20 protein-coding genes and 1 pseudogene are annotated in these 22,973 nt (G+C 50.2%); 14 read left to right on the forward strand and 7 right to left on the reverse strand.

Annotated elements, in window-relative coordinates; translation table 11 throughout:
- Window positions 1-126 precede the first annotated feature (126 nt).
- The 8 genes and pseudogenes from modB to phoU all read left to right on the forward strand — a co-directional run bounded on the left by modB (window position 127) and on the right by phoU (window position 10,080).
- Window positions 127-810: a molybdate ABC transporter permease subunit gene (modB, locus tag O3C58_03350; GenBank protein ID MDA0690898.1), complete on the forward strand. Its 684-nt coding sequence runs from the start codon at window positions 127-129 to the stop codon at window positions 808-810.
- Window positions 807-1,916: a molybdenum ABC transporter ATP-binding protein gene (gene modC, locus O3C58_03355; protein ID MDA0690899.1), complete on the forward strand. Its 1,110-nt coding sequence runs from the start codon at window positions 807-809 to the stop codon at window positions 1,914-1,916. Before modB ends, modC begins: the two co-directional genes overlap by 4 nt.
- Window positions 1,917-2,136: 220 nt before the next feature.
- Window positions 2,137-3,189, forward strand: a pseudogene (locus O3C58_03360) (porin).
- 399 nt (window positions 3,190-3,588) lie between these two features.
- The gene (locus tag O3C58_03365; GenBank protein ID MDA0690900.1) at window positions 3,589-4,587 is read left to right on the forward strand and encodes a phosphate ABC transporter substrate-binding protein PstS family protein; all 999 of its coding nucleotides are present in this window, start codon (window positions 3,589-3,591) and stop codon (window positions 4,585-4,587) included.
- Window positions 4,588-4,591: 4 nt separating this feature from the next.
- Window positions 4,592-6,856 (forward strand): ABC transporter permease subunit, encoded by a 2,265-nt coding sequence (locus O3C58_03370; GenBank protein ID MDA0690901.1) that lies wholly within the window; start codon window positions 4,592-4,594, stop codon window positions 6,854-6,856.
- A complete protein-coding gene (gene pstA / locus O3C58_03375) occupies window positions 6,856-8,481 on the forward strand; it encodes a phosphate ABC transporter permease PstA (protein ID MDA0690902.1) in 1,626 nt (541 codons plus the stop codon). Before O3C58_03370 ends, pstA begins: the two co-directional genes overlap by 1 nt.
- A 135-nt stretch (window positions 8,482-8,616) precedes the next feature.
- Complete coding sequence (gene pstB / locus O3C58_03380) at window positions 8,617-9,363, forward strand: phosphate ABC transporter ATP-binding protein PstB (GenBank protein ID MDA0690903.1); 747 nt, start codon at window positions 8,617-8,619, stop codon at window positions 9,361-9,363.
- 18 nt (window positions 9,364-9,381) lie between these two features.
- A complete protein-coding gene (gene phoU / locus O3C58_03385) occupies window positions 9,382-10,080 on the forward strand; it encodes a phosphate signaling complex protein PhoU (protein ID MDA0690904.1) in 699 nt (232 codons plus the stop codon).
- Between the two features lie 67 nt (window positions 10,081-10,147).
- Here phoU and O3C58_03390 read toward each other — a convergent pair whose 3' ends face one another.
- Genes O3C58_03390 through O3C58_03405 form a run of 4 tightly spaced genes read right to left on the reverse strand, consistent with a single transcriptional unit; the run spans window position 10,148 to window position 14,192 of the window.
- Window positions 10,148-10,756, reverse strand: a complete 609-nt coding sequence (locus O3C58_03390; protein ID MDA0690905.1) for a DUF1566 domain-containing protein — start codon at window positions 10,754-10,756, stop codon at window positions 10,148-10,150.
- 19 nt (window positions 10,757-10,775) lie between these two features.
- Window positions 10,776-10,901: a hypothetical protein gene (locus O3C58_03395; protein ID MDA0690906.1), complete on the reverse strand. Its 126-nt coding sequence runs from the start codon at window positions 10,899-10,901 to the stop codon at window positions 10,776-10,778.
- Window positions 10,894-13,491 carry an FtsX-like permease family protein gene (locus tag O3C58_03400; GenBank protein MDA0690907.1) on the reverse strand — a complete coding sequence of 866 codons (2,598 nt, stop codon included), beginning with the start codon at window positions 13,489-13,491 and terminating at the stop codon, window positions 10,894-10,896. Before O3C58_03400 ends, O3C58_03395 begins: the two co-directional genes overlap by 8 nt.
- Complete coding sequence (locus tag O3C58_03405) at window positions 13,488-14,192, reverse strand: ABC transporter ATP-binding protein (GenBank protein MDA0690908.1); 705 nt, start codon at window positions 14,190-14,192, stop codon at window positions 13,488-13,490. The genes O3C58_03400 and O3C58_03405 overlap by 4 nt, the downstream gene beginning before the upstream one ends.
- A gap of 179 nt (window positions 14,193-14,371) precedes the next feature.
- Between O3C58_03405 and O3C58_03410 the strand changes: the two genes are divergently transcribed.
- Window positions 14,372-14,926, forward strand: coding sequence for an arylesterase (locus O3C58_03410; protein MDA0690909.1), 555 nt, complete (start codon window positions 14,372-14,374; stop codon window positions 14,924-14,926).
- 9 nt (window positions 14,927-14,935) lie between these two features.
- Here O3C58_03410 and O3C58_03415 read toward each other — a convergent pair whose 3' ends face one another.
- Complete coding sequence (locus O3C58_03415) at window positions 14,936-16,036, reverse strand: hypothetical protein (protein ID MDA0690910.1); 1,101 nt, start codon at window positions 16,034-16,036, stop codon at window positions 14,936-14,938.
- A gap of 99 nt (window positions 16,037-16,135) precedes the next feature.
- On the opposite strand from O3C58_03415, the gene O3C58_03420 reads away from it, so the two are divergent.
- Entirely contained in the window at window positions 16,136-17,851 is a 1,716-nt protein-coding gene (locus O3C58_03420; protein MDA0690911.1) for a radical SAM protein, read from the forward strand.
- Window positions 17,852-17,877: 26 nt separating this feature from the next.
- Here the strand turns inward: O3C58_03420 and O3C58_03425 are convergent, their stop codons facing one another.
- Window positions 17,878-18,108: a hypothetical protein gene (locus tag O3C58_03425; protein MDA0690912.1), complete on the reverse strand. Its 231-nt coding sequence runs from the start codon at window positions 18,106-18,108 to the stop codon at window positions 17,878-17,880.
- Between O3C58_03425 and O3C58_03430 the strand changes: the two genes are divergently transcribed.
- A complete protein-coding gene (locus O3C58_03430; GenBank protein ID MDA0690913.1) occupies window positions 18,103-18,960 on the forward strand; it encodes a CDP-alcohol phosphatidyltransferase family protein in 858 nt (285 codons plus the stop codon). The two genes, O3C58_03425 and O3C58_03430, sit on opposite strands and share 6 nt — an antisense overlap.
- A 112-nt stretch (window positions 18,961-19,072) precedes the next feature.
- Here the strand turns inward: O3C58_03430 and O3C58_03435 are convergent, their stop codons facing one another.
- The gene (locus tag O3C58_03435; GenBank protein ID MDA0690914.1) at window positions 19,073-19,765 is read right to left on the reverse strand and encodes an LON peptidase substrate-binding domain-containing protein; all 693 of its coding nucleotides are present in this window, start codon (window positions 19,763-19,765) and stop codon (window positions 19,073-19,075) included.
- A 207-nt stretch (window positions 19,766-19,972) separates the two neighbouring features.
- Between O3C58_03435 and O3C58_03440 the strand changes: the two genes are divergently transcribed.
- Genes O3C58_03440 through O3C58_03450 form a run of 3 tightly spaced genes read left to right on the forward strand, consistent with a single transcriptional unit; the run spans window position 19,973 to window position 22,815 of the window.
- Window positions 19,973-21,382, forward strand: a complete 1,410-nt coding sequence (locus O3C58_03440; GenBank protein MDA0690915.1) for a hypothetical protein — start codon at window positions 19,973-19,975, stop codon at window positions 21,380-21,382.
- 29 nt (window positions 21,383-21,411) lie between these two features.
- The gene (locus tag O3C58_03445; protein ID MDA0690916.1) at window positions 21,412-21,660 is read left to right on the forward strand and encodes a glutathione S-transferase N-terminal domain-containing protein; all 249 of its coding nucleotides are present in this window, start codon (window positions 21,412-21,414) and stop codon (window positions 21,658-21,660) included.
- A gap of 9 nt (window positions 21,661-21,669) precedes the next feature.
- The gene (locus O3C58_03450) at window positions 21,670-22,815 is read left to right on the forward strand and encodes a KamA family radical SAM protein (GenBank protein MDA0690917.1); all 1,146 of its coding nucleotides are present in this window, start codon (window positions 21,670-21,672) and stop codon (window positions 22,813-22,815) included.
- The last annotated feature ends 158 nt before the right edge of the window (window positions 22,816-22,973 follow it).

Below are 22,973 nucleotides of genomic sequence, written 5' to 3' on the forward strand. Positions count from 1 at the left end.
GCACGGGCGACCTATCCTTAAATTTAAGGGCAGGTCGCCTGTCCCACTAAAATAAAACCATCTCCTTAAATTGACGATTAGGAGCATTTAGTCAATTTTTAGAGGTGCCCTTAAGGAAATCGGTTCATGGAATTTTCAAATATAGATCTCGGTCCCATTTTATTGACCCTGAAACTGGCCAGCGTCACCGTGGTGTTACTGCTTCTGGTGGGAACGCCGATTGCCTGGTGGCTGGCGCATACCCGCTCCCGGCTCAGAACCTATGTGGAGGCTACGGTGGCTTTGCCGCTGGTGTTGCCGCCGACGGTATTGGGGTTTTATCTTTTGATAGCCCTCGGCCCCAACGGCTTAATCGGCGGACCCGTAAAGTCATTAACGGGTTCAGCGCTTTCCTTCTCATTCACGGGACTGGTGATCGCCTCCACCCTGTACTCGCTTCCCTTTGTGGTGCAACCATTACACTCATCATTTGAAGCGGTGGGGAAACTCCCTCTGGAGGCGGCGGGGTCGTTACGCGCTTCCAAATGGGATGCTTTTTTGACCGTCATCTGTCCTCTGGGGTTGCGAGGATTCATCACCGCCACTGTATTGGGATTCGCTCATACTCTGGGGGAGTTTGGCGTGGTGTTGATGGTTGGCGGCAGCATTCCCGGAAAAACCAAAGTCATTTCCATCGACATTTATGAGCGCGTGGAAGTGATGGATTACACCCAGGCTCATATCCTGTCTGGCGGTTTGCTGGTATTTTCTTTTCTGGTGTTGTTGATCGTCTACACCATCAACCGGCGACTTCCCATTCACGTCACATGAGTAACTTATCCGCAAATTTCGACGTGCGCTTTCCCGGTTTTCATTTGCAGACCCGGCTGGAACTTCCTGACGAGGGCGTGACGGTTTTGTTCGGTCCCTCTGGGTCCGGGAAAACCACTCTGCTTCGCTGTCTCGCGGGGTTGGAACGCTCGCCCACCGGAACCCTGAAATTTGGAGACACTGTCTGGCAGGACGAAGCGCAGGGAATATTCGTCCCCGTTCACAAGCGTTCGATCGGACTTGTATTTCAGGAGCCGCGTCTGTTCCCGCATTTGAGTGTACGATCCAATCTGCTTTACGGATTCAAACGAATTCCTTCGCCGGAGCGGCGAATTTTTTTGGACGAGGTGGTGGATGTTCTGGACATCGCCCATCTGCTGGACCGCAGACCCAACTTTCTTTCCGGAGGCGAGGGCCAGCGTGTGGCGATTGGCCGTGCGCTGCTCACCAGCCCCAAACTGCTCCTCATGGATGAACCGCTGGCGTCTCTTGACACTCAGCGCAAACGCGAGCTGTTGCCTTATATTCGGCGCCTGCAGACAAAATGGCAAATTCCCATCGTTTACGTCAGTCATTCCCTCGGTGAAATTTTGCAGTTGGTGGATACCATGGTGCTTTTGAAACAGGGAAAGGTGGTTGCTCAGGGGCCTGTCGATGAAGTATTCTCCCAACTGGAGCTTCGCAACCATATCGACCCAAAAGCGGTGGGAGCGGTTCTCGATACGACCGTGGCGGATCACGAGCCGGAGTTTGGCCTGACCCGTTTGCAATTCATGGGTCACCAGTTGTATGTTCCCAGGCAATTAGCCGAGGTGGGGCAAGCGATTAGGCTTCACATTCATTCCAACGATGTCAGCGTCGTGACCTCCCAGCCCAACAACCAGACCAGTGTCCTCAATATACTGGAAGCCAAAGTGATGGAGGTGGGGGCTCTCGATGCAAGCCGTTATTCCGTCGATATCAAGCTGGATGTGGGTCAGCCGATTCTCGCCACCATCACGCGAAAATCACTGGCCCGATTGAATATCGCTGTTGGCCAGAAAGTTTATGCTCATATCAAGGCGATCAAAACGGTGCACGAGTGGGAAGATGATTCCACACAATGAGGGAAAAAACAGTTCGATGAAAATCGCTAGACCAGTTTATGCTTTGATCTTTTTTTTCCTGGCAGCGGGGTTTTTGCCTGTGAGCGGATGGGCAGACCCGGATGACACGGAGCGCCGTCTTCAAGCGGTCGAAAAGCAATTGCGGGAAAGGGATGATGAGATGCGAGTCTATTTTAGAAATGGACTTGTGTTTATTTCTCCCGATGAGAAATTCAAATACATGATTGGCGGCCGTCTGCACACGGATTATGATTTTTATAGCGCGGATGAAACCTTTCAATCCAACTTCAGTGAACCTGCCAGCGGTGCGGAATTCCGCCGCGCCCGGTTTTTTATATCGGGGCTTCTTTATAACCGGGTCAAGTTCAAGGCCGAGTATGATTTTGTCGGTCAAACCGCTTTCAAGCATGTCTACCTGGGGCTCACCAAACTTCCCTTCGTGGGGAATTTCCAGGTGGGACATTTTTTTGAACCCTTTTCGCTTGAAGTTTTCACCAGTTCCAATTTCGACACCTTCATGGAAGATTCTTTAATGCTTGCGTTTGCTCCGCTTCGAAATATCGGCGCGTCATTTTATGATTCCATTCTTAAAGACCGTGCCACCTGGGCTATTGGGGTTTTTCGGCCTACAGGAGAAAACCCGCCCCGGATTCAAAGCGACGACGGCTACAGCATAACTTCCCGGCTGACGGCAGTTCCCGTAAAACTGGAAAAAGGCAGGAAGCTGGTTCATATCGGGTTTGGATACAGTTTCAGTGAATCCAACGAGTCCACGCTCCAGTTTGACTCCAAGCCGGAATCAAATCTCACGGCCGTTAACTTTGTGGATACGGGAGCCTTTTCTGCCGAACAGGCACACCTATTCGGCTGGGAGGCCGCGGCAGTTTTTAATTCGTTCAGCATTCAGGGAGAATACACCCTCGTCAAAGTGAGTCGTCCGTCCGGTAACTCGAGTGTAAATTTTAATGGAGGCTATGTGATGGTCAGTTATTTCCTCACTGGCGAGCACCGAAAATATAACCGCGGAGCGTTTACTCGGGTCTAGCCACGGAAAAATTTTCTGGAAGGCCGTGGGTTGGGGGCCTTAGAGATGGCCTTACGGTTTTCCACCATCGACCTCAATGACGGCGGCATCGCCGGAGGGAAGGAGAAGGACGTCACCGCCGGCCTCAACTGGTATCTGAACCCTCACACCCGCATCATGTTCAATTACGTGCACGCCGACATCACCGGAGCACCGGCTGTGGACCGGGGAGATTTGCACATCTACTAATTCCGCTTTCAAGTTAATTTTTAGATCTTCCTTCCCGCAAAATTCCTCCGCGATCATGCAGCTGTAATACGCCTTTTACTGATTTTTCTGAAATCACGCACTTCTCATCCTCCGCTAATCATTTCCTCATACGGGTCTTTTATTATTTCCGAGAGATTAAAAAAACACGGACCCCTGTGAGAAGAGAAACGATCAGGCAAAGGGAACGATAAATTTTTTTTGATTACCTTCCTCCAAAGGTGATTTCAGGTCGGGGGGGATTCAATCTCGGATGTCCCCCGGCTTCTTTTTCAAGTTAATAAAGGATCTCAGACTCGTTGTTTCAAGGGTTTCTAACATGAATCTAACAAAACCCTAACATAAGTTCGGCACACTAATAATCAAAAAAAGGACAAAAAAATGAAACTAAGACAGGTGGCTCAAGCGTTAACGCTCTCCCTCGTAATAGCCGGTTTTTCAACTGGTTCGGCGTGGGCGGAGGCCATAAAAGTAGATCCCGCCTTGAAGGCTTATGGGAAATCGCAGGGAGTCAGCGGCAATCTGGACAGCGTAGGTTCGGATACCCTTAATAATCTCATGACCTTCTGGACGGAAAAATTCAAGGAATTCTATCCCAACGTGAACATTCAGGTGGAAGGCAAGGGCTCCTCGACGGCTCCACCAGCCTTGATCTCCGCCACCGCCCAGTTGGGGCCCATGTCCAGGGCGATGAAGGGCAAGGAGATTGACGTATTCGAAAAGAAATTCGGCTACAAACCGACTCCGGTGCGAGTTGCAGTGGATGCTTTGGCAGTTTTTGTCAACAAAGACAACCCCATTAAAGGCATGAACCTTGCCGAGGTGGACGCGGCATTTTCCAAGTCCGCCCGCCGGGGTTTGGACGGCCTCAAGACCTGGGGACAGCTTGGTTTGACGGGTGACTGGGCCAATCGATCCATCAGTCTGTATGGGCGCAATTCCGCATCCGGGACCTATGGTTTCTTCAAGGAACTGGTTCTCAAAAAAGGCGATTACCGGGATGAAGTGAAAGAACAACCCGGCTCCGCGTCTGTCGTGCAAAGCGTGAGTGTTGACCGGTTCGCGATGGGCTATAGCGGCATCGGCTATAAAACCGCTGGTGTCCGGGCATTACCATTGGCCGAAAAGGGTTCCCGCTATGTTGAACCCACAGCGGCAAATGCCCTCGCTGGAGACTATCCGCTGGCCCGGTTCCTTTATGTCTATGTGAATAAAGCCCCTGGAAAACCTCTGGACCCTTTGACCCTCGAGTTCCTGAAAATGGTTCTTTCGAAAGAAGGTCAGGAAGTGGTTGTTAAAGGCGGGTATTTCCCCATTGCCAACGCAGTCGCTGAAGAAGATCTGAAAGTGATCGCAGGCTCAGCAGGAATGACCAACTAAAATAATGAACAGTAAGGAAATCACCATCGACCCTGGTCCGTTGTCTGATACTGCGGACCGGGGTTTATTTTTGAGAGGGGGACTCAAGAAACGTCTCTTTGCGGATCGTCTGGCGAGGTATCTTGTGACCCTGGGAGGATGGACCATTATAGGTTGCATTCTCGCCATCCTTTTTGTCATCGTTGCGGAATTTTATCCCCTGTTCACGCCGCCCACCATTGTGCTGGAGGGAACTCTGGCCACGCAGGAGAAATCTGCCCCTCAGGCTGTGGGTGTCGATGAGTACCGGGAAGTGGCCTACATCGTCAACGAATCGGGGATTCATTTTTATTCTCTGGAAAATAAAAAACCGCTTCCTGCCATTTCACTTTCCGAATTATCCAATGCCCGGGTGACGGCGGTTTCTTCTTCCGTTGACGGGTTTTTGGTTTTAGGGCTTTCCGATGGAAGCGTATTGCCGGTGCAGGTGGAATTTGAAACTATTTATTCAGGGGACTCCCGTACTGTTGAACCAGGGCTAAAGCCTCTTGAGCCCCTGTTGATACGAGAAGACGGACAACCCATCGAACAACTGGTGCATGTCCGATCTGAAAATGGCTATTCCATTGCGGCGGTTGCAGGTTCCGGGAAAATTGCTGTGGCAAGAATCGAAGAGCGCCGGACCATGATGGGAACAACGAAAAAGGAAACCACACTGGAATCTCTGGCCTTTCCGGTTAAGGGGGAAATTTCCGCGATGGTTTTCCACTCGATAGAGGATGCTCTTTTTGTTGGAACAACATCAGGGCAGATCCTTCGAGCCAGCATGGAAGAGGATGACGCAAGCACAATCGAAACTATGGCGGCGACTCGCGGCTCTGATGTGGCGGTCACCGACATGAATTTTATTTTAGGCGATTACACGTTGATCGTAGGGGATTCCGAGGGGGGAGTCAGCTCCTTGCAATGGTTGAAGGTTAAAGGCGAAAAGACCCGCTTACGTAAGATTTATGATTTTGACCCACACTCGGAACCGACGACATTATTCGCCTCATCGCTGAGAACCAAAGGTTTTCTAACAGGAACGGGAAATGAAATCCGGGTCCATTACGGGACCACCGGCGAAACCCAATTGACTCTCCCGAACCCAACAGGGTCGCCTTTTATAGCGTTGGCATTGTCTCGCAAAGCGGATGGCATTTTAGCGGTGGGTTCAGAGGGAACTATTTTTAACTGGACCCTGAACAACCCGTATCCGCAAATCACGCTCAAATCTATTTTTGGAAAAATTTGGTATGAAGGCTATGAAGATCCCGAGTATGTGTGGCAATCAACGGGGGGGTCGGATGCCTTTGAATCAAAATTAAGCCTGGTTCCCCTGATCTTCGGTACGTTAAAGGGAACTCTATACGCCATGTTGTTTGCGGTCCCGCTTGCCATTTTAGGGGCTTTTTATACGTCGCAATTCATGCATCGCCGGCTCAAGGGCATCGTGAAGCCGACCATCGAACTCATGGCGGCGCTGCCGAGCGTGGTGCTGGGTTTTTTCGCCGCCTTATTGATCGCGCCCGAAGTGGAGCGGTTATTGCCTGGGGTCATCCTCATGCCGGTTGTGGTCGCGGGAATCGTTCTGGTGGCTCTTTTGTTTTATGAAGTGTCAGACAAGCTCAAAAGTAAAATCCCCATCGGGCGGGAAATTACTTTGCTGGTTCCATTAACTTTTTTCGGTGGCCTGCTGTCCTTTTACATCGGTCAAGTCGTAGAGGCGCAATTTTTGTTTGGAGATTACCACACCTGGCTGAACGAAGTTTTTAGTGTGACCTATGACCAGAGAAACGCACTGGTGGTGGGGCTGGCGATGGGGTTTGCCGTCATTCCCATCATATTCACCATCACTGAAGACTCACTATCCAATGTTCCCGAACATTTGCGAGCCTCCTCCCTTGCATTGGGTGCCACGCCCTGGCAAACAGCATTGCAGGTGATTCTTCCGACAGCCAGCCCTGGGATATTTTCAGCGGTGATGATCGGTTTTGGACGTGCAGTCGGGGAAACCATGATCGTGCTCATGGCCACAGGGAATACTCCCATCATGGAATGGAGCATGTTTAACGGGTTTCGGGCCTTGTCCGCCAACATTGCCGTGGAGCTACCGGAAGCGCCAGAGGGCGGAACTCTTTTCAGACTTCTATTTCTGGCGGCGTTTTTGCTGTTTGTCCTGACATTTTTAATCAATACGGTTGCGGAATTGGTGCGATTGCGATTGAGAAAGAGGTATCGCGTCCTATGATGACTGCCTTCAAAAAAGTCTGGCGAAAAGGCGATGTGTTTATCTGGTTGTCGGGCGCGGGCCTGGCTTTCTCCTTGATTTTGGTGGCGGGTTTGTTGTTCGCTATTTTTTTCAACGCCGCACAATTTTTCTGGCCACGCGAAACGGTCAGCTTTTATTTGCAGGACGGGCGCACCATTTTAGGAGAGGTGACCGGGCGCGAAGCCATCCCCAAGCCGGATAATCCAGAAGCACTTCCAAAACACAGGATTCAGGTCAAGCAGGGAAATCGTGATATTGGCGGGGCGGATTTTTTGTGGATCGACGAAGATGCGATTCAATCCACGCAAAAATCTGATGATTCGGTGGTGGTGGAAAGAAGGGAATGGGGCAATTTTTACGGGTACATTAAGGAAGTACGGGACCAGGGTAAAATTATCGCTGCGGGACCGGAAAAAGGCATGACCGCGATTCGGGAGCTTCTGCCCGCTGCCACGAATATTTACAAAAAGATCAAGAAGGTAGCCCGGAAGGATATCGGCGCCATCAACCATTCCCTGGAACAAAACCGTCTCGACTTGAAAATCCTGGCGTTAAAAGGGGTCACCAGTGGGAAAAAAGTAGATCACCTGAAGGCCAAAGAAAAAGAGTTTCAAGAACAATACCAGGAACTGGAAGCCACTTTAAATCAATTGAGAAAAAGCCAAACGGCCGAAGTTGTTTTTAAGACCGCGGGCGGCATCGAAAAGGTCATTCCACTTTCACTGGTCATCCGTGTTTATGCTCCGAATACGTTTGGATGGCTGGATAATATAGAATTTTTTAGCTCGAAGATGTGGGAGTTTGTGCTCGATGAGCCCAGGGAGGCGAATACCGAGGGAGGCGTGTTTCCGGCAATTTTTGGGACAGTTATGATGGTCCTGGTCATGAGTTTGATAGCCACTCCACTGGGTGTGCTGGCGGCGTTTTATTTGCGGGAATATGCAAAGCAGGGTCCCATGGTCAGCGCGGTGCGCATTGCCGTGAATAATCTGGCAGGGGTTCCGTCCATTGTTTTTGGAGTGTTTGGAGTCGGATTTTTTATCTATTTTTTGGGTGGGTCCATCGACAGTTTTTTCTTTTCCGAATCTCTACCCACACCCACCTTCGGTACGGGGGGCATTTTATGGGCCTCTTTGACCATGGCCCTGCTGACGGTTCCGGTTGTGATCGTTTCGACGGAAGAGGGTTTGGCCTCGGTTTCAAACGGAATTCGGGAAGCGTCTTTGGCCCTGGGGGCGACTAAGTTTGAAACGACCTGGCGCGTGGTGTTGCCCGCCGTCATGCCTTCGATCCTCACGGGATTGATCCTGGCGATGGCCCGTGCGGCGGGGGAAGTGGCGCCGCTCATGGTCACCGGCGTGGTGAAACTGGCTCCCTCCCTTCCCGTGGATGGCCTCTGGCCATTTATCCACCTGGAACGAAAGTTCATGCATCTGGGGTTTCATATTTACGATGTCGGGTTTCAGTCGCCAAATGTAGATGCGGCCCGCCCGATGGTATTCACCACCACGTTATTGCTGATTGTGATCATTTTACTGCTAAATTTTTCAGCCATTTTACTGCGCAACCGTCTGAGAAAAAATCTGGCGGTATCCGGTGTATAATGAGGGAATCGGAAAAATATGTCTTTAATAAAACTAAAAGAAATCATGAAAGACTCGAACGCCAATTCTGAAAATATTGATACTGAAGGAAGGACGGTAATCGGGAAGCCCCGATTGCCCGGTTTGGAACATCCAATGGTGGAGATCGAAAATCTGAATTTCTACTATGGTGAAAAGTGGGCGCTTAATGATGTTTCCATGATCATCCCGAAAAATAAGGTCACCGCCTTTATCGGTCCTTCCGGCTGCGGCAAATCGACTCTTTTGCGTTGTCTCAACCGCATGAACGATCTGGTGGAGGGCGCAAGAATGGAGGGAGTCATTCGGATCGGAGGTTTGGATCTTCACCGACAGTCCGAAGACGTGAGCCTGTTGCGCAAGCGAGTGGGTATGGTTTTTCAAAAATTCAATCCGTTTCCAAAAACCATTTTTGAAAATGTCGCGTATGGTCCAAGAATCCACGGGCTCAAAGACAAATCCAAGTTGCCGGAAATTGTTGAGAAAAGTCTCAAATCGGTGGCCTTGTGGGATGAGGTTAAAGACCGTCTGAACGAAAGCGCCCTGGCTTTATCCGGCGGGCAACAACAGCGTCTGTGCATTGCCCGCGCCATAGCGGTGGAACCGGAGGTTCTTTTGATGGATGAACCCTGCTCCGCTCTGGACCCTTTGTCGACAGCAAAGATCGAAGAGTTAGCCTTCGAGCTGAAAGAGAAGTATACGATTGTTATTGTGACCCACAACATGCAGCAGGCGTCTCGAATCGCCGATTTTACAGGGTTCATGCTGTTGGGGAATTTGATGGAGTTTGGGCTCACCGACCGCATGTTCACCAAACCGAAGAAAAAAGAAACTGAAGATTATATTACCGGACGATTCGGATAAATAAAGAGGACGATGATTATGGCAAGACATCCCAAACATCTGGAAAAGGAAATTGAAAACCTCAAGGAAAAGATTCTGTCTTTGGGGGCGAGTGTAGAGGCCAGCGTTCAGCGAGCGGCGAGATCTCTGACGCAAAGAGACTCTGTCCTGGCTTTAAAAGTCATTGATTCCGATTTTGAAATTGATCAGATGGAAGTGGTTGTTGAAGAGGAATGTCTCAAGATCCTGGCACTTCATCAGCCCGTCGCCAACGACTTGCGGCTGATCATTTCCATCCTTAAAATCAATAACGATCTGGAAAGAATCGGGGATCTGGCGGTGAACATCGCTGAGCGGGCGGTTTATCTGTCCACGCACAGTAAGTTGGATATTCCTTTCGATTTTCAGGACATGGCCGAAAAAACACAAATCATGCTCAAGGGCAGTCTGGATGCTCTGGTCAATCAGGACGTGAAACTTGCGCGGCAGGTGTGCCAGGCGGACGATGAAGTCGATGCGATGAACCGGGAGGTTTTTACCCTGATTGAAGCCGAGATAAAAAAAAACCCCGAGCATTTGAACAGCTTGATCCAGCTACTTTCCGCCTCCCGTTATCTGGAGCGGGTGGCCGATCACGCGACCAACATCGCCGAGGATGTCATTTATATGGTGGAAGGCGAAATCATCCGACACTTCAATAAATTAACGGAAAGGACGACCAAATTTTCTAAAGAATAATTCCTTAAAGGCCAAGTGAAGACGGCTTGGCTGACGGTGGATTTGGTTGATGGGCTTGAAGGTAATTTTATTTCGTGTTTCGGACGGCGCGGACGCCTCCCTTTTTGCACATAGTGAGTCGGCGCGTGTGGGCCATTCCGGTGACGAAATAAAAAGTTCGGGTGCAACATTCCTCCAGGTTGGTTTTGTGGTAATCCGAAGACCAGTACCAGTAAGCGGCGCCATCGGCGAACTTTTCATCCAGAGCCAGTGGATTTTCAGGGTCATGATCCATGCTGATGTTATTTTCCTTGGTGTTGTCATAAATTTTGGCCAGCTCAAAAATAGCAGGCAGTCGCCAATCTTCGTGTCCACCCGTTTTTAGATTCTTGACATACTCCACCGCCTGATGCCAGTTCAAACATTTCCCCAAATGCGCGTAACTGTCCTTGTGCGTCCATATCAATTTCGAGTCCGCGTCGCTTAGTGTCCCATCGCCATTATCGATCAAATGAATCTTTGACTCCGGCGGCGGGGGTGGGACATAGGTGGGCGCCTCATAGGCAGCTCTTGGGCCGATATCCATAACACCTGCTAAACTGGTGTTGGGAAAAAACAGAGCCAGGAAAATAAACGGCAACGCCATGTTACCGAGTCTCAATATTTTTTGTTTTACTTCATTTGAGTTCATTGACATGGGGGGCGACATGGGCCGCCTATTCGTTGTCGAGTTTTGTCCGGGCCATTTTTTGTCCCGGAAATCCCAGTATATTACACCCGGCCCGGCCCAGGGTGAAGAGAATTGCCCCGGATTGAATGGTTTTTAAATTCCAATCAGCCATCGGCTTGCCGAAGGGTCTTAAAAGGTTTGTTTTTTAAGACATCCAGACTGCTCAGGATGCCGGTCCCGGTGGTGAGCAGAACGCTCAGAGCTACCGTCCACAACAGGACGGAGGGATAGAGGTGCCACTCAGATTTGACCAGGTATTTCATGACTCCCCATGCCAGCAGGCAGGACAACCCGGCACCCATGATTCCGGAAACAATGCCTAAAATTGCGTACTCGATTCCAAGGATGCTGGCCACTGCCTGGCGGCGGGCTCCAAGAATTTTAAGAATGGCCGATTCTTTCAGCCGTCGATACTTGGTGGAGGCGATCGATCCGGAAAGGATGATCAGCCCGGACAATATGCTGAACCCGGACATGAAATCGACCAGGGTTTTTAATTTGCCGACCACCGATTCCACGGTGTTGACGATATCGCGTGTGCTTAAAGCCGTGACGTTGGGCAATTGATCGACCACCGCCTGCTGAAGCGCAAGTTCCTTTTCTTCCGAAACATTTACCGTGGCGACATAGGTGATCGGCGCGCCATCCAGAGCACCGGGTGAAAATATCATATAAAAATTGGTGCGCATGTTGCGCCAGTTCACCTTGCGGATACTGGTGACGGGGGCGCTGATCGGGATGCCTTGAATCTCTATGGTGAGTTCAGACCCTATGGTGAGCCCCAGCCTTTGGGCCGCGTCCTCCTCAACGGAAACCTGGGGAATGGAAGCCTCTTTTTCGCTCCACCATTTACCTTCGACGATCTTGTTGTCCTTTGGCGGCGGACCGCTCATGTGGGTGAGCACGAAACTGCGGGTGATGAACCATTCTTCCTCGCTCCGGTTCTTATATTGCCAGTCGGCGGTTTTTTTACCATTGGCGCTGTACAAGCGCGAGCGAATCAAGGGAATCAATTCGCGTTCGGCTTCGGGGGCGGTTTGATCGAGAATTTTTGTAAAGCGTTCGGTTTGATCCGACTGGATGTCGATGTAAAAATAATTGGGCGGATTGATTTCGGTATTGGATTTTAACATCGAGAGCATGTCCATCTGCACCAGGCGAACGGTGAGCACCAGCATGATGCCCAACCCCAGACAAGTGATGATGGAAGCCGCCTGATTGTTAGGGCGGTAGAGATTGGAAAGCCCATAACGGCGCGTCATGGATTGGGGCGGCGGGACTTTGCGCAGGATTTTTAATAAACCGAGTGCAACCGCTCTCAGGATCAACGTCGCGAGGATCAGAGCGAGAAGAAATATTGCGCCGCGTTTCACCGACTCCGCCTGCCAGAAAATGATCAGCGCCAATCCTGTCATCATCGTGATTCCAGCTGTCCAGCGTTCGCGTCGGCTCCCCTGTGCGATTTCCTCCTCTTCGAAGTTGCGGCGAAACAGTCTGAGCGGTCGCGTCTTGACCGCCAGGATCAACGGCCACGCGCAGAATAATAGAGTGGTCAGCATCCCCAGGCACAATGACTGCGCCGCAGGTAACCAGTAAAAACCCGGCTGAAATTCGATGTTCAATAAACCCGCGAGTTTCTCAGGCAACAGATACAAGGCGGCGTAACCGAGGCTCACGCCCAGCAAACTTCCAATCAACCCTAAGAGCAGAGATTGTAATAAGTAAACTTTCAAAATGGTTCGCGATGAAGCGCCCATACAATTGAGGATGGCGATGGTGTCCAGTTTTTGCGCCATGAAGGTGCGGATGATCATGGCCACGCCGATGCCGCCCATGATCAGGGCGATGACCCCCAGGGCCCCGAGATACTGGCCCATGCGTTCGATGGAGTCGGTGAGCGACGATTGCATGTCCTTGTATGTGCGAAACCGCAGGGATTTGTCCTCAAGACCGGCCTTCAAGATATCGACGGCTGTGTCCGGCGGCAAGGACTCGGGAAGGCGGATCAGGGTGCGATGTTTGACCCGGCTTCCAGGCTGGATCAATTCGGTGGCATCGAGCGTCGCCTGCGATACGAACACGCGTGGACCGATGCTGAAAGCGCGGGATATTCGATCCGGTTCGGCCATAACCGTTGCGATGATGCGAATCTTAGTTTTTCCAAGGCTGAAGGTGTCGCCTACTTTGAGGTGGGTGCGCATCAAAAACGAGGGTTCGACGATGGCGCCATGATCGGCAAGGGAATCGGCAATCGGTTGCTGAGGGGCGGTTTGCAATTCTCCGTACAGAGGATAATGAGGTGGAGCCAGCGGAATCGATTTCAGTTCAACGATCAGCGAACCGGAATCATTGCCGTCCGTATTTCCTGATTTCTTATAGCGGGCCATGCCATGCAGTTCTTTGATAAAAACAAAATCCGTATCAGGGGGCAGGGCCTGTTTCTGAAATTCCCGATCTTTTGCAGTCTGCTCCCAGCTTCCCTGGATGGCGATGTCCGCTGCCAGCAGGCTTTTGGATTCCCTGTTGACGGCGTTGTTCAGGATATTGGCCAGGCTTTTGATGGTCATCACCGCGCCGACGCCGATGGCAATGCAAATGATGAAAAAAATAAAGCGTTTCCAGGCGCCGCGAAACTCAGCCATTACCAAGGTTGCTATTTGCGCAGGGTTGAGCTGACCTTGTTGCTTGCCAGCGCTACTCATTGTGCGGGAGACCGGGAAGCTGATGCGGCGGCAGGTTTCGTGTCTGTAATGAGAATCCCGTCGGCCATGGTCAGGATGCGTTGGGTTTTGGCGGCAATACCGGGTTCATGCGTGACCAAGATAATGGTCGTCTGTTTCACCCGGTGCAACTCCAAAAGCAATCCTAAAATATGTTCGCTGTTTTTGGAATCCAGATTGCCGGTGGGTTCGTCCGCCAGAATGATTTCCGGTTCGTTGATGAACGCCCTCGCCAGACAAAGCCGCTGTTGTTCGCCGCCGGACATCTGTGCGGGGTAATGGTGCATCCGCTCTTCCAGCCCGACCATGCCCAAAAGGTCTTGTGATTTTTTTTTAGGGCTTGGAGTCCCGTTCAATTCTCCGGCCAGGACCACGTTTTCGAGAGCCGTCAGTGTGGGGATGAGATGGAAATTCTGGAAAATAAAACCGAAGCGCCGGGCGCGCAGGGCGGCTAGTGCATCTTCGTTCAGTTTTGTGATATCCTGATCGTCGATCACTATTTTTCCGCTGGTGGGCGCATCGAGTCCGGCTATCAGGCTGAGCAAGGTGGTTTTGCCACTTCCCGAAGCACCGATCACGGAGACGAATTGTCCGCTGGGTATCGTAAGATCAATGCCGTTTAAAATGTCTACCCGATGCCCGCCACCATAGAGGCTCTTTCTTAATTGACTGATTTGGATCACCGCGAATTTCCTTTTGAGTTTATATTGGGTTCTATTTATTCTAATATAAAACTATGACCGACTATACCCCCTGTTTTGGGTTGCAACCGATTTTTAGATGGCGCGGACTCATAACGAGCGGCCTGTTTTTTTTGTTCCTTGTTTTCACCCCTTTAATAGTGGAAGGAGAGACCCCTCCCGTGATTTTGGCGTTTGGTGACAGTTTGACCGCAGGTCATGGTGTGCAGCAGCAGGGGAGTTATCCTTCGCGTCTGCAAGTGATTTTGCAGGAGAAGGGGTATCCGCATCGAGTCGTCAATGCCGGGGTGAGTGGCGATACCACAGCCGGCGGTGTCCGGCGCATTTCCTGGCTGCTCAAGCACAAGCCCAGTATCGTGATTCTTGCTCTGGGCGCCAACGACGGTCTGCGCGGGCTGGCCATCCCTGAAATGTATTCCAATTTGAAAATGATCATCGAGATTTGCCAGGAACACAATGCCCGGGTGCTGTTAGCCGGTATGAAAATTCCGCCCAATTTTGGGGAAAAATATTCTCAGGAGTTTGTGGACGTGTATTCCAGGCTGTCGCGGGAATTTGAAATTCCGCTATTGCCGTTTCTTTTGGAAGGGGTGGCGGCGAAGCGAGAATACACGCAGGCTGACGGAATTCATCCTCTCAGTTCCGGATATAAAATCGTGACCGCAACCGTATGGAAACATCTCGAACCCATGCTCTCTTCGGTCTCTTCTAAGTAGGCTGTTGGGTCACTTGATTTCTGCAAGGAATTTCATCAACCGCGTATAACAAGTGCCGCCCTGCAACACGTTGCGAGCGGCATCGTATCCTTCTTGTAGGCTCTTGAACATTCCCAATAGATAACAGAGCGTCCCGGCGTGACAGGCGATGAGTGGAGCCGCCGGACCCTGATTATTTTTGAGAGCTGTTTCTCCCCACTCGGATAAAAATTCCAGGGTGGAGGTTTCTTTTTTAAGATCCTGAAAAGTCCCTTTAACAAGATCGCAAGTCTCAGGCTTCAGCAGGTTTTCTAAAACCAGTTTCTTCTCAATCGGCTCTTTATCTCCCGAATCAATAAACACGCGCGCATCTTTGTGGACTCCAAAAAATGTAGTGCCTTCCACACCGTTTCCTAAAATAGTTTTGTCGAATCCGCTCAATCGCGCCACCGCCAGCATGGAAATTTCATAACCTTTATGAAAATATCCGCTGGCCAGGAAGTTGCCACCCGGCTTGGATTTTACGGGCATCAGCATTTTTTCCAGCGTGGCCAGCATCGGGCGTTTGACGATTTCCCGGCGCATGTCGCGCAAACCTTCAAGTGCAGGATTTGTGTGCCGAGTGCTGAGAAATGCAAACCGGTATTTTTTTAGCAGAGTGATTCGTTTTTCACCGCTGTCGCTGAAGGACACGCCATAATGGTTGCCGAGAAGATCTTCAAAGGTGATGCCGAATTTTGGCGGCAGGGAGTGGGTCGAATGCCCGTAAGCGGGCAACCCCATTGCCGCCAGAACGGGCACAGTGAAAAAACCGAAATAAGGCACGCGGTTGAAGCCATCGAACGGATCGGCAATTTGCAGGATTTTTTCAAAGGGAATCTCGTGTTTGATCGTGGTTTTATCGAGGGCCTGCCAATAGCCGATATTTTCTTCCACGGTTTCCAGTTTCATGCGCGCGGCGATGAGAAATATCCCCGCTCGTATCTGTGAGACGGAACCGTTCAAGATAGATAAAAGCCCATCCTCAGCCTCTTCACGGGTCAGGTCTTTGCTCATTTTGGGCCCGGTGGCGATTTTTTGCAGGTAGCCCTGCATCCTTTGTTCTGGATCTGAGTGGGGGGTGTTGTCCATAAGTCACTTTATTTTAAAGGCATCGTGGATCAATTTGTAAAACTGAGGTATCATATTCTGCATGATTCATAATAAAAATGTAAATGGTTAAAGGTGTCGATGACTGCGACCCAGAGTATCTCTCATTCTATAGAAAATAATCCAGTGGTGCGACCCTTGAAGGTGCTTCTGGTGTATCCGAGCACTACGGATGTCGCGTTGGCCAACCTGGGGTTTCAGAGGGTCCACGCCCTTTTAAACCAGATCGACGGCGTCGATTGCGATCGCTTCAGTCTGCCTGTCGGCTGGCGCCCGGAGATTGAAAGCCTGAAACCGCAGGAATTGCTGTCGCATGAATGGGGTTTTAAGCCCGAAGAGTTCGACATGATCGCCTTCTCGATCTCCTTTGAGCCGGATTATCTGCATACCGCCGCCCTGTTGAAATATTTTAACATCCCGCTGGAGCGCGAGCAGAGAGGGTCTCGCCATCCCCTGATCCTGGCTGGAGGATCGGCAGTTTTTATCAATCCCGAACCGTTGGCCGATATTGTCGATGTCTTTTTTATCGGCGAGGGTGAAGGTCTTGCGCAACAATTTTTTAAACTTTATGTAGATAATGAATGGCAGGATTCCCGCGAATTGCTCTTGGAGGCCGCGCGTCAGCCTGGAATTTATGTTCCCCAGTTTTATCAGCCGCAGTACGAAAGTGGCGAATTTGCCGGGTTTTTAACTGATTCGTCGGTGCCTGCACGGATTGAGAGGCATTGGACGGAAAAAACCGAGGAGTTGTGCACCCATTCCGAAATCCACAATGAGGTATCGACCTTCAAGGATATGGCCCTGATGGAAGTGACTCGTGGATGCATCTGGGCCTGTCGCTTCTGTACGGCGGGTTTTATTTATCGTCCGCCCCGGTTGCCCGACTTGAACCTCACTTACCGATCGTTGGAGAATGCTCTGGAAAAAGCCGGAAGTGTGGCCTCGACAATTGGCTTAGTGGGGCCTTCCGTGACCGATCATCCCGATTTGATCTCTCTCGCCAAGAAGATCACAGAGCAGGGAAAAAAGCTTTCCTTTTCCTCACTGCGGATGGAAACGCTGAATGACGAACTGGTGGACTTGATTCTCCAAAGCGGGCAGAAAACGTTGACGGTGGCGGTCGATGGCCCCTCAGAGCGCATGCGCGATGTGATCAATAAAGCCGCCACAGATGAATTCATCATTGAAAAATGCCGGTTCCTGACGGAGAAAGGAATTCTGCATTTAAAAATTTATTCCATTATCGGTTTGCCGGGCGAAGAAGATCAGGATATTGACGATTTCATCACCTTGGTGCAAAACGTCATGGCCGCCTATGTGAGCGCTTGTAGCAAGCGCGGTAACATCGGCAATGTGACCATCGGTCTCAGCCCTCTGGTTCCCAAGCCGGGCACGCCGTTTCAATGGCACCCGATGGAACGGGTGGCAAGCCTGAAGAAAAAATTTCTTAAAGTTCGCAAGGCGCTGGGGAAAATCCCTCATCTCAAGACGAGCTTTGGTTCGCCTAATGAGGCTTATCTGCAAACCTATCTTTCGCGTGGCGACCGCCGTCTTGTGGATTTCTTCAAGTATTACCTGGCGCACAACCACGATTCCAAGGCCGCCTTGAATCAATTCCGTGAACGTGTGGATGCGGCCGTTTACCGTCAATTTGAACGCGATGATTGCCTGCCCTGGGACATCGTCGATCACGGATATTTCAATAAATTTCTCTGGCAGGATTACCAGAGAGGACTGCGGCAAAAACACACTCCTGTCTGCGAAACCGCCACCTGCAAAATCTGCGGGATTTGTTGACCCGTTAAGCGGGAGGAAAAGCGGGGCTAACAGGTTGCAATATTCTTTTCATTGTTTTTATAGCCCGTATGGGCGTTCTTTGCTCGCGATGGCGGGCAAATGATCTCCTTGCAAAGCGGAGACCGGTCGACTACAAACTTATCGAACGTTAATATTGGGTCCAGCGCTTCGTTGGTCGCCCGTAAACACACGACCCAGCACTCAGGCTGGCCGGCGAGATTTTGAATAAGACTTCTTTCAATATTGAAAAAATGCATAAGTTGCCTCCCGATGATCGGTTTTTCGATCTGAACGAGGTCTGGTGTTTTTTCAACCGCCGGGTGATCCGCGTTTTATATCCCTTACCCGTTACCGCCAATCAGATCACTTTTCTGTCCTTGCTGATGGGGCTTCTGGCGGCGGGGTTTTATCTGTCGGACTTCAAGTATGGATTGATCTGGGCGGCGGCTTTTCTCTATGTAAAAATTTTCCTCGACAATGTAGATGGCAACCTGGCCAGGATTCGCGGCGAAGTGTCCCGATTGGGGCGGTTTTTCGATTCGCTCACCGACTTTGTGGTGACGTTTGCGGTTTATGCGGCGATCACCTTTCGTTTGGTGCAGGAGACACAGGACCCGTTTTTCTGGACCCTCGGCATTTTTTCCCTCTTGAGTGGTCTATTGCATTGTTCGTATTTTGTGTTTTATCTGGTCAATTATACCTCGATGGTGGGGGCTTATAAGATGAACCGGGTGCGGGAGGACATTACGGATGAGGATCGACAGGCGGATTCCCGCGGGGAATCTCCCGACCCCGGCTTAGGGATGCAACGCCTGCATGTGTGGCTTTACGGGTGGCAGGATCGTTCTGTCGAAATGCTGGACGGGGTCAGTCAGAAACTGGCGGAGGTTACAAAGAAGGCGGGCGATCAAAAAAACTGGTATCTGGACAAGCGGTTTTTGGCCTGGGTCAGTCCGTTGTGCTTATGCACCAATAATATGATCCTTGTGGTGTTTTCCTTGCTGGATCGGTTGGAGACGGGGTTATGGGTGGTTCTCATCCTGGGAAACGCTTATCTGCTGGCTATTCAGTTCTGGAAAATCAGGCATCACCCGTTTAAAACTTCATGACCAAAACTTTGGCAGAGTAATGGGCAACCCTGCTACAAGCGGACGAGGACTCCGACAAGGATTTTTTTTAAAGCCGTAGCAAGTTGCGGGGAGTAAAACTCACTGGTGGGATTCAATTCAGATTGAAATCGGTGTCCGGCCTTATTTGCATTCTGGAGAGGTTCATCAAGTCGACTTTAATTTTTATTGCCGAATGAATGGCATCGACCCGGCGGAGGACGTTCTGTTCTTCAAGTAGTTTTTGTTTTTGCTCCACGGTCAGGTTCAACCGGTAAGCCAATTGGTCGACCAGATGGCTCAGGGTTTTGCAGTCATCCAATTGCAGGTCTTTTTTAAATCTTTCCCCAGAGGGCAGCAGGCGCAGGTATCGATAGCAATGTTCTATCAATTTTTCCTTTGCCGGATTGTTGGAGGCATCCAGAACCTGGTCGTTGATTTCTTGCAGGGGTTCAATTTTTGCCCGGCGATAGAGTTTCCCATCAAACTCCTGCACGATCCGAAACCGATTCAGTCCCTTGAGGACCATATTGTATTTTCCTTCTTCCAGGAGCACGTGGTTTTCGATTTCTCCGACACAACCTACGGAAGCAATGGGGGGTGCGGCATAATAACTTTCCTCCCATCCCGGTTGCAGGAGAACCATGCCGATTTTTTGTTTGCCTTCCAGGGCATCGGCAATCATCTGACGGTAGCGGGGCTCAAAAATATGCAGCGGTAAACGGGTATTTGGATAAAATACAGTTGCAGGCAGAGGAAACAGGGGAATAAGGTCCTTGTGCTCTGTCGAGTTATTTTCGGTTTCCATGGTTAAAATTGTTCTTAATTCATTCCGGCATTAATAGTAGTATTAAAGTCTTCACGGATTTTTTAAAATCCAAGGCTTGTGTCATCATGAGCCTGACCCGGCCGCTCAAGATAAAACTTTATCGGGCGAATTGCATCTAAATTTATGTAGACCCTTGATTTTAGGATATTTTTGAGTTCTCCCACTTAATTTTACAGTTGAATCCGAATGACAACCACTCAAGCAGACATTTATTCTGAAATTAAGGTCTCTCTTTCCCTGGACGGCTTGTATTCGGCAGACGGAAATGGAAGCCCTGGGGAAAATACCTGGCGGATTTCCACCGAACCTTACCTTCTTTCGGCTGAGGAATTGGGTTTTATCAACCAGCTGGGCGACCATCTCCTCAAATTTTATACGGTTCTCAACCAATTTTATCTCGACAGCGCCAGGGGGAAACTTCCGGTATGGATAGCCGAATACCTTGATTTTGGAAAGCCGCCGCATCTGGTGGATTATGGGCGGATGAAACGGTTCAAGAAGGACCTTCCGGGGATCATTCGACCTGATCTGATTGTGACGGAGGCTGGATTTTCTGTGACGGAACTCGATTCCGTGCCGGGAGGATTTGGTTTGACAGCCCGCCTGATGTCCCTTTACCAGAAAGATGGGGAAAGCATCATTGGCCAGGAAAACGGAGGCATTGCTGAATTATTTTATAAAATGGTTGCAGATGTTTCGGGAGTGCCGAATGCTACTTTGGGGATCATCGTTTCGGATGAGGCGGAAGACTACCGTCGGGAAATGGTCTACCTTGCGGATCGTCTCAAAGAGAAAGGATTTCCGGTTTATACGGTGCATCCCGGCGAGGTCATTTTTAAGGAAAACGGGTTGTTTGTCCAGGATGGGGACGATGACGTCCGCCTGGATGTCGCCTACCGTTTTTATGAGCTGTTCGATCTGCAAAATATCCCCAAGTCCGAGCTTTTTTTGTACAGCAATAAAAAGGGCAGGGTCAAAATAACGCCTCCTGTGAAGCCTTTTTTGGAAGAAAAGCTCAGTATGGCATTGTTTCATCATCCGGTGCTGACTGCTTTGTGGAAAAATGCTTTTGGATCTGAAACCTTTGCCACCCTATCTCATCTAATTCCCAAAACATGGGTTCTCGACAATCGTGACATGCCGCCTCACGGCGTCATTCCTGGGTTGACTGTCAGGCAAGCCCCGGTTCAGGGCTGGCAGGAACTGTTTTCCCTGAGTCAGAAGGAAAGAGAATTTGTAGTCAAACCGTCCGGGTTTTCTCCCGATTCCTGGGGAAGCCGGGGAGTGGTTGTCGGTCACGATGTCTCCAGTGCGGAATGGCAGGAAACGCTGGAAAGCCGATTGGCGGAATTTCCGCGCAATCCTTCAGTGTTGCAGGTGTTTCACAAGGGAAAAACAGTCGTGAGTTCTTATTACAGGCCAGAGACCGGCGAGATGGTGGAAATGAAAAGCCGGGTTCGCCTGACCCCGTATTATTTCGTGGTGAAGGGAAAATCGCATCTGGGTGGAATTCTTGCTACCTTGTGTCCGCATAATAAGAAGAAAATTCATGGTATGACGGAAGCAATCATGGTTCCTTGTGCGGTAAAAAAATAGGCAAAGAAGGGATTCCCATTGAGTTGCAAATGATTAAACTATACAACATTGATGGCTGTGGTTATTGCGCCATGGTCAGAACAGTTCTTGAGGAACTGAAGCTGCAGTACGAAAAAATAGATGTTCCCTGGCCTCAATTCCAGCGGCAGGAAGTCTACCAGGTTTCCGGTCAGTACACGGTTCCTGTGCTCATTGATGGCGAGAAAACTTTTGACGACGAGTATGAAATCATCGACTATTTGAAGCAAACTTATTCGGTCAAATCACCACAAAAATAAAGGGTCAACATGGAACAGTGGCAAAAACTCCTGAGCAATAGTGTTGTTAAGGTCGAAGACCTGCCTTTTCCTATTGATGGATCGGAGGAATACAAAGAAAAACTCAGGAAGGTAGCCAATGTTTTTCCGATTCGGATCAATTCCTATTTCCTTGACCAAATCAAGGAACAAAACGACCCTTTGTGGAAACAGGTGGTGCCCACATTGGAGGAGTTGGATGACTTTATCAGCGAAGAGGAATTGCTGGAATCGGACCCTTTGAATGAAGAAGGGGATATGCCGGTTCCGGAACTGGTGCACAGGTACCCGGACCGGGTTTTGTTGATGATTAACAACCATTGCCCCATCATTTGCCGATTTTGCACACGCAAGCGCAAAATCGGGATGCCCGGAATTGTCACCCGAGAAACCCTGCGTCAAGGGATCGAATACATTCGCAATCACCCCGAAATTCGGGATGTGATCCTGTCTGGTGGTGATCCTCTACTGGTTCCCGATAAAGAGCTGGACAGGATTTTGGGCGAACTGCGCTCGATTCCGCATTTGGAAATCCTGCGCATCGGCACCCGGGTTCCCGGCACGTTGCCACAGCGAATCACAGAAAATTTATGTTCCATTCTCAAAAAATACCATCCGCTTTATTTCAACATGCACTTCAACCATCCCGATGAGATCACCCCGGAAGTGGAGAAGGCCTGCAACATGCTGGCCGATATCGGGATTCCTCTCGGCAGTCAGACGGTTCTTCTGGAAGGCGTCAACGACAATTCCGCAGTGATGCGGGAACTCATGTTGAAGCTGTTAAAAATCAGGGTCAAGCCCTATTATATCTATCAGGCCGATATGACCCTTGGAACCGACCACTTTCGCACCACTGTGGAAAAAGGTCTGGACATCATTAAAGACTTGCAGGGGCACATCTCAGGAATGGGCGTTCCCTATTTCGTCATCGACACCCCAGGCGGTGGCGGCAAGGTGAGACTGCTTCCCGATATGGTTTTGGAACACAATGAAAAGGAACTGGTTGTAAAAAACTACGAAGGCAAAGTGTTCCGCTACCCCCAACCCACGCAAAAGACCGCAAAAAAAGAAACGGCATCTTCCGATTCCCAGAAAACGGAATCCCCCGCCGATGTCTGCCAGCTATCCATCTGATCTCATACTTTAAGTAACTCATTTAAATATAGTAGGTTACTTAAATCCTGTGGATTTATGTCCAGTGCGGTCCGTCTAAAAATGACGGGTGAAATCCCCCCAGGCACTTGCTAAACCCCAGCCGGACGCGAAGGGGGTTACCTCTGTAAAATCAATAA

The sequence above is a fragment of the Nitrospinota bacterium genome, assembly GCA_027619975.1.
GTDB lineage: Bacteria > Nitrospinota > Nitrospinia > Nitrospinales > VA-1 > JADFGI01.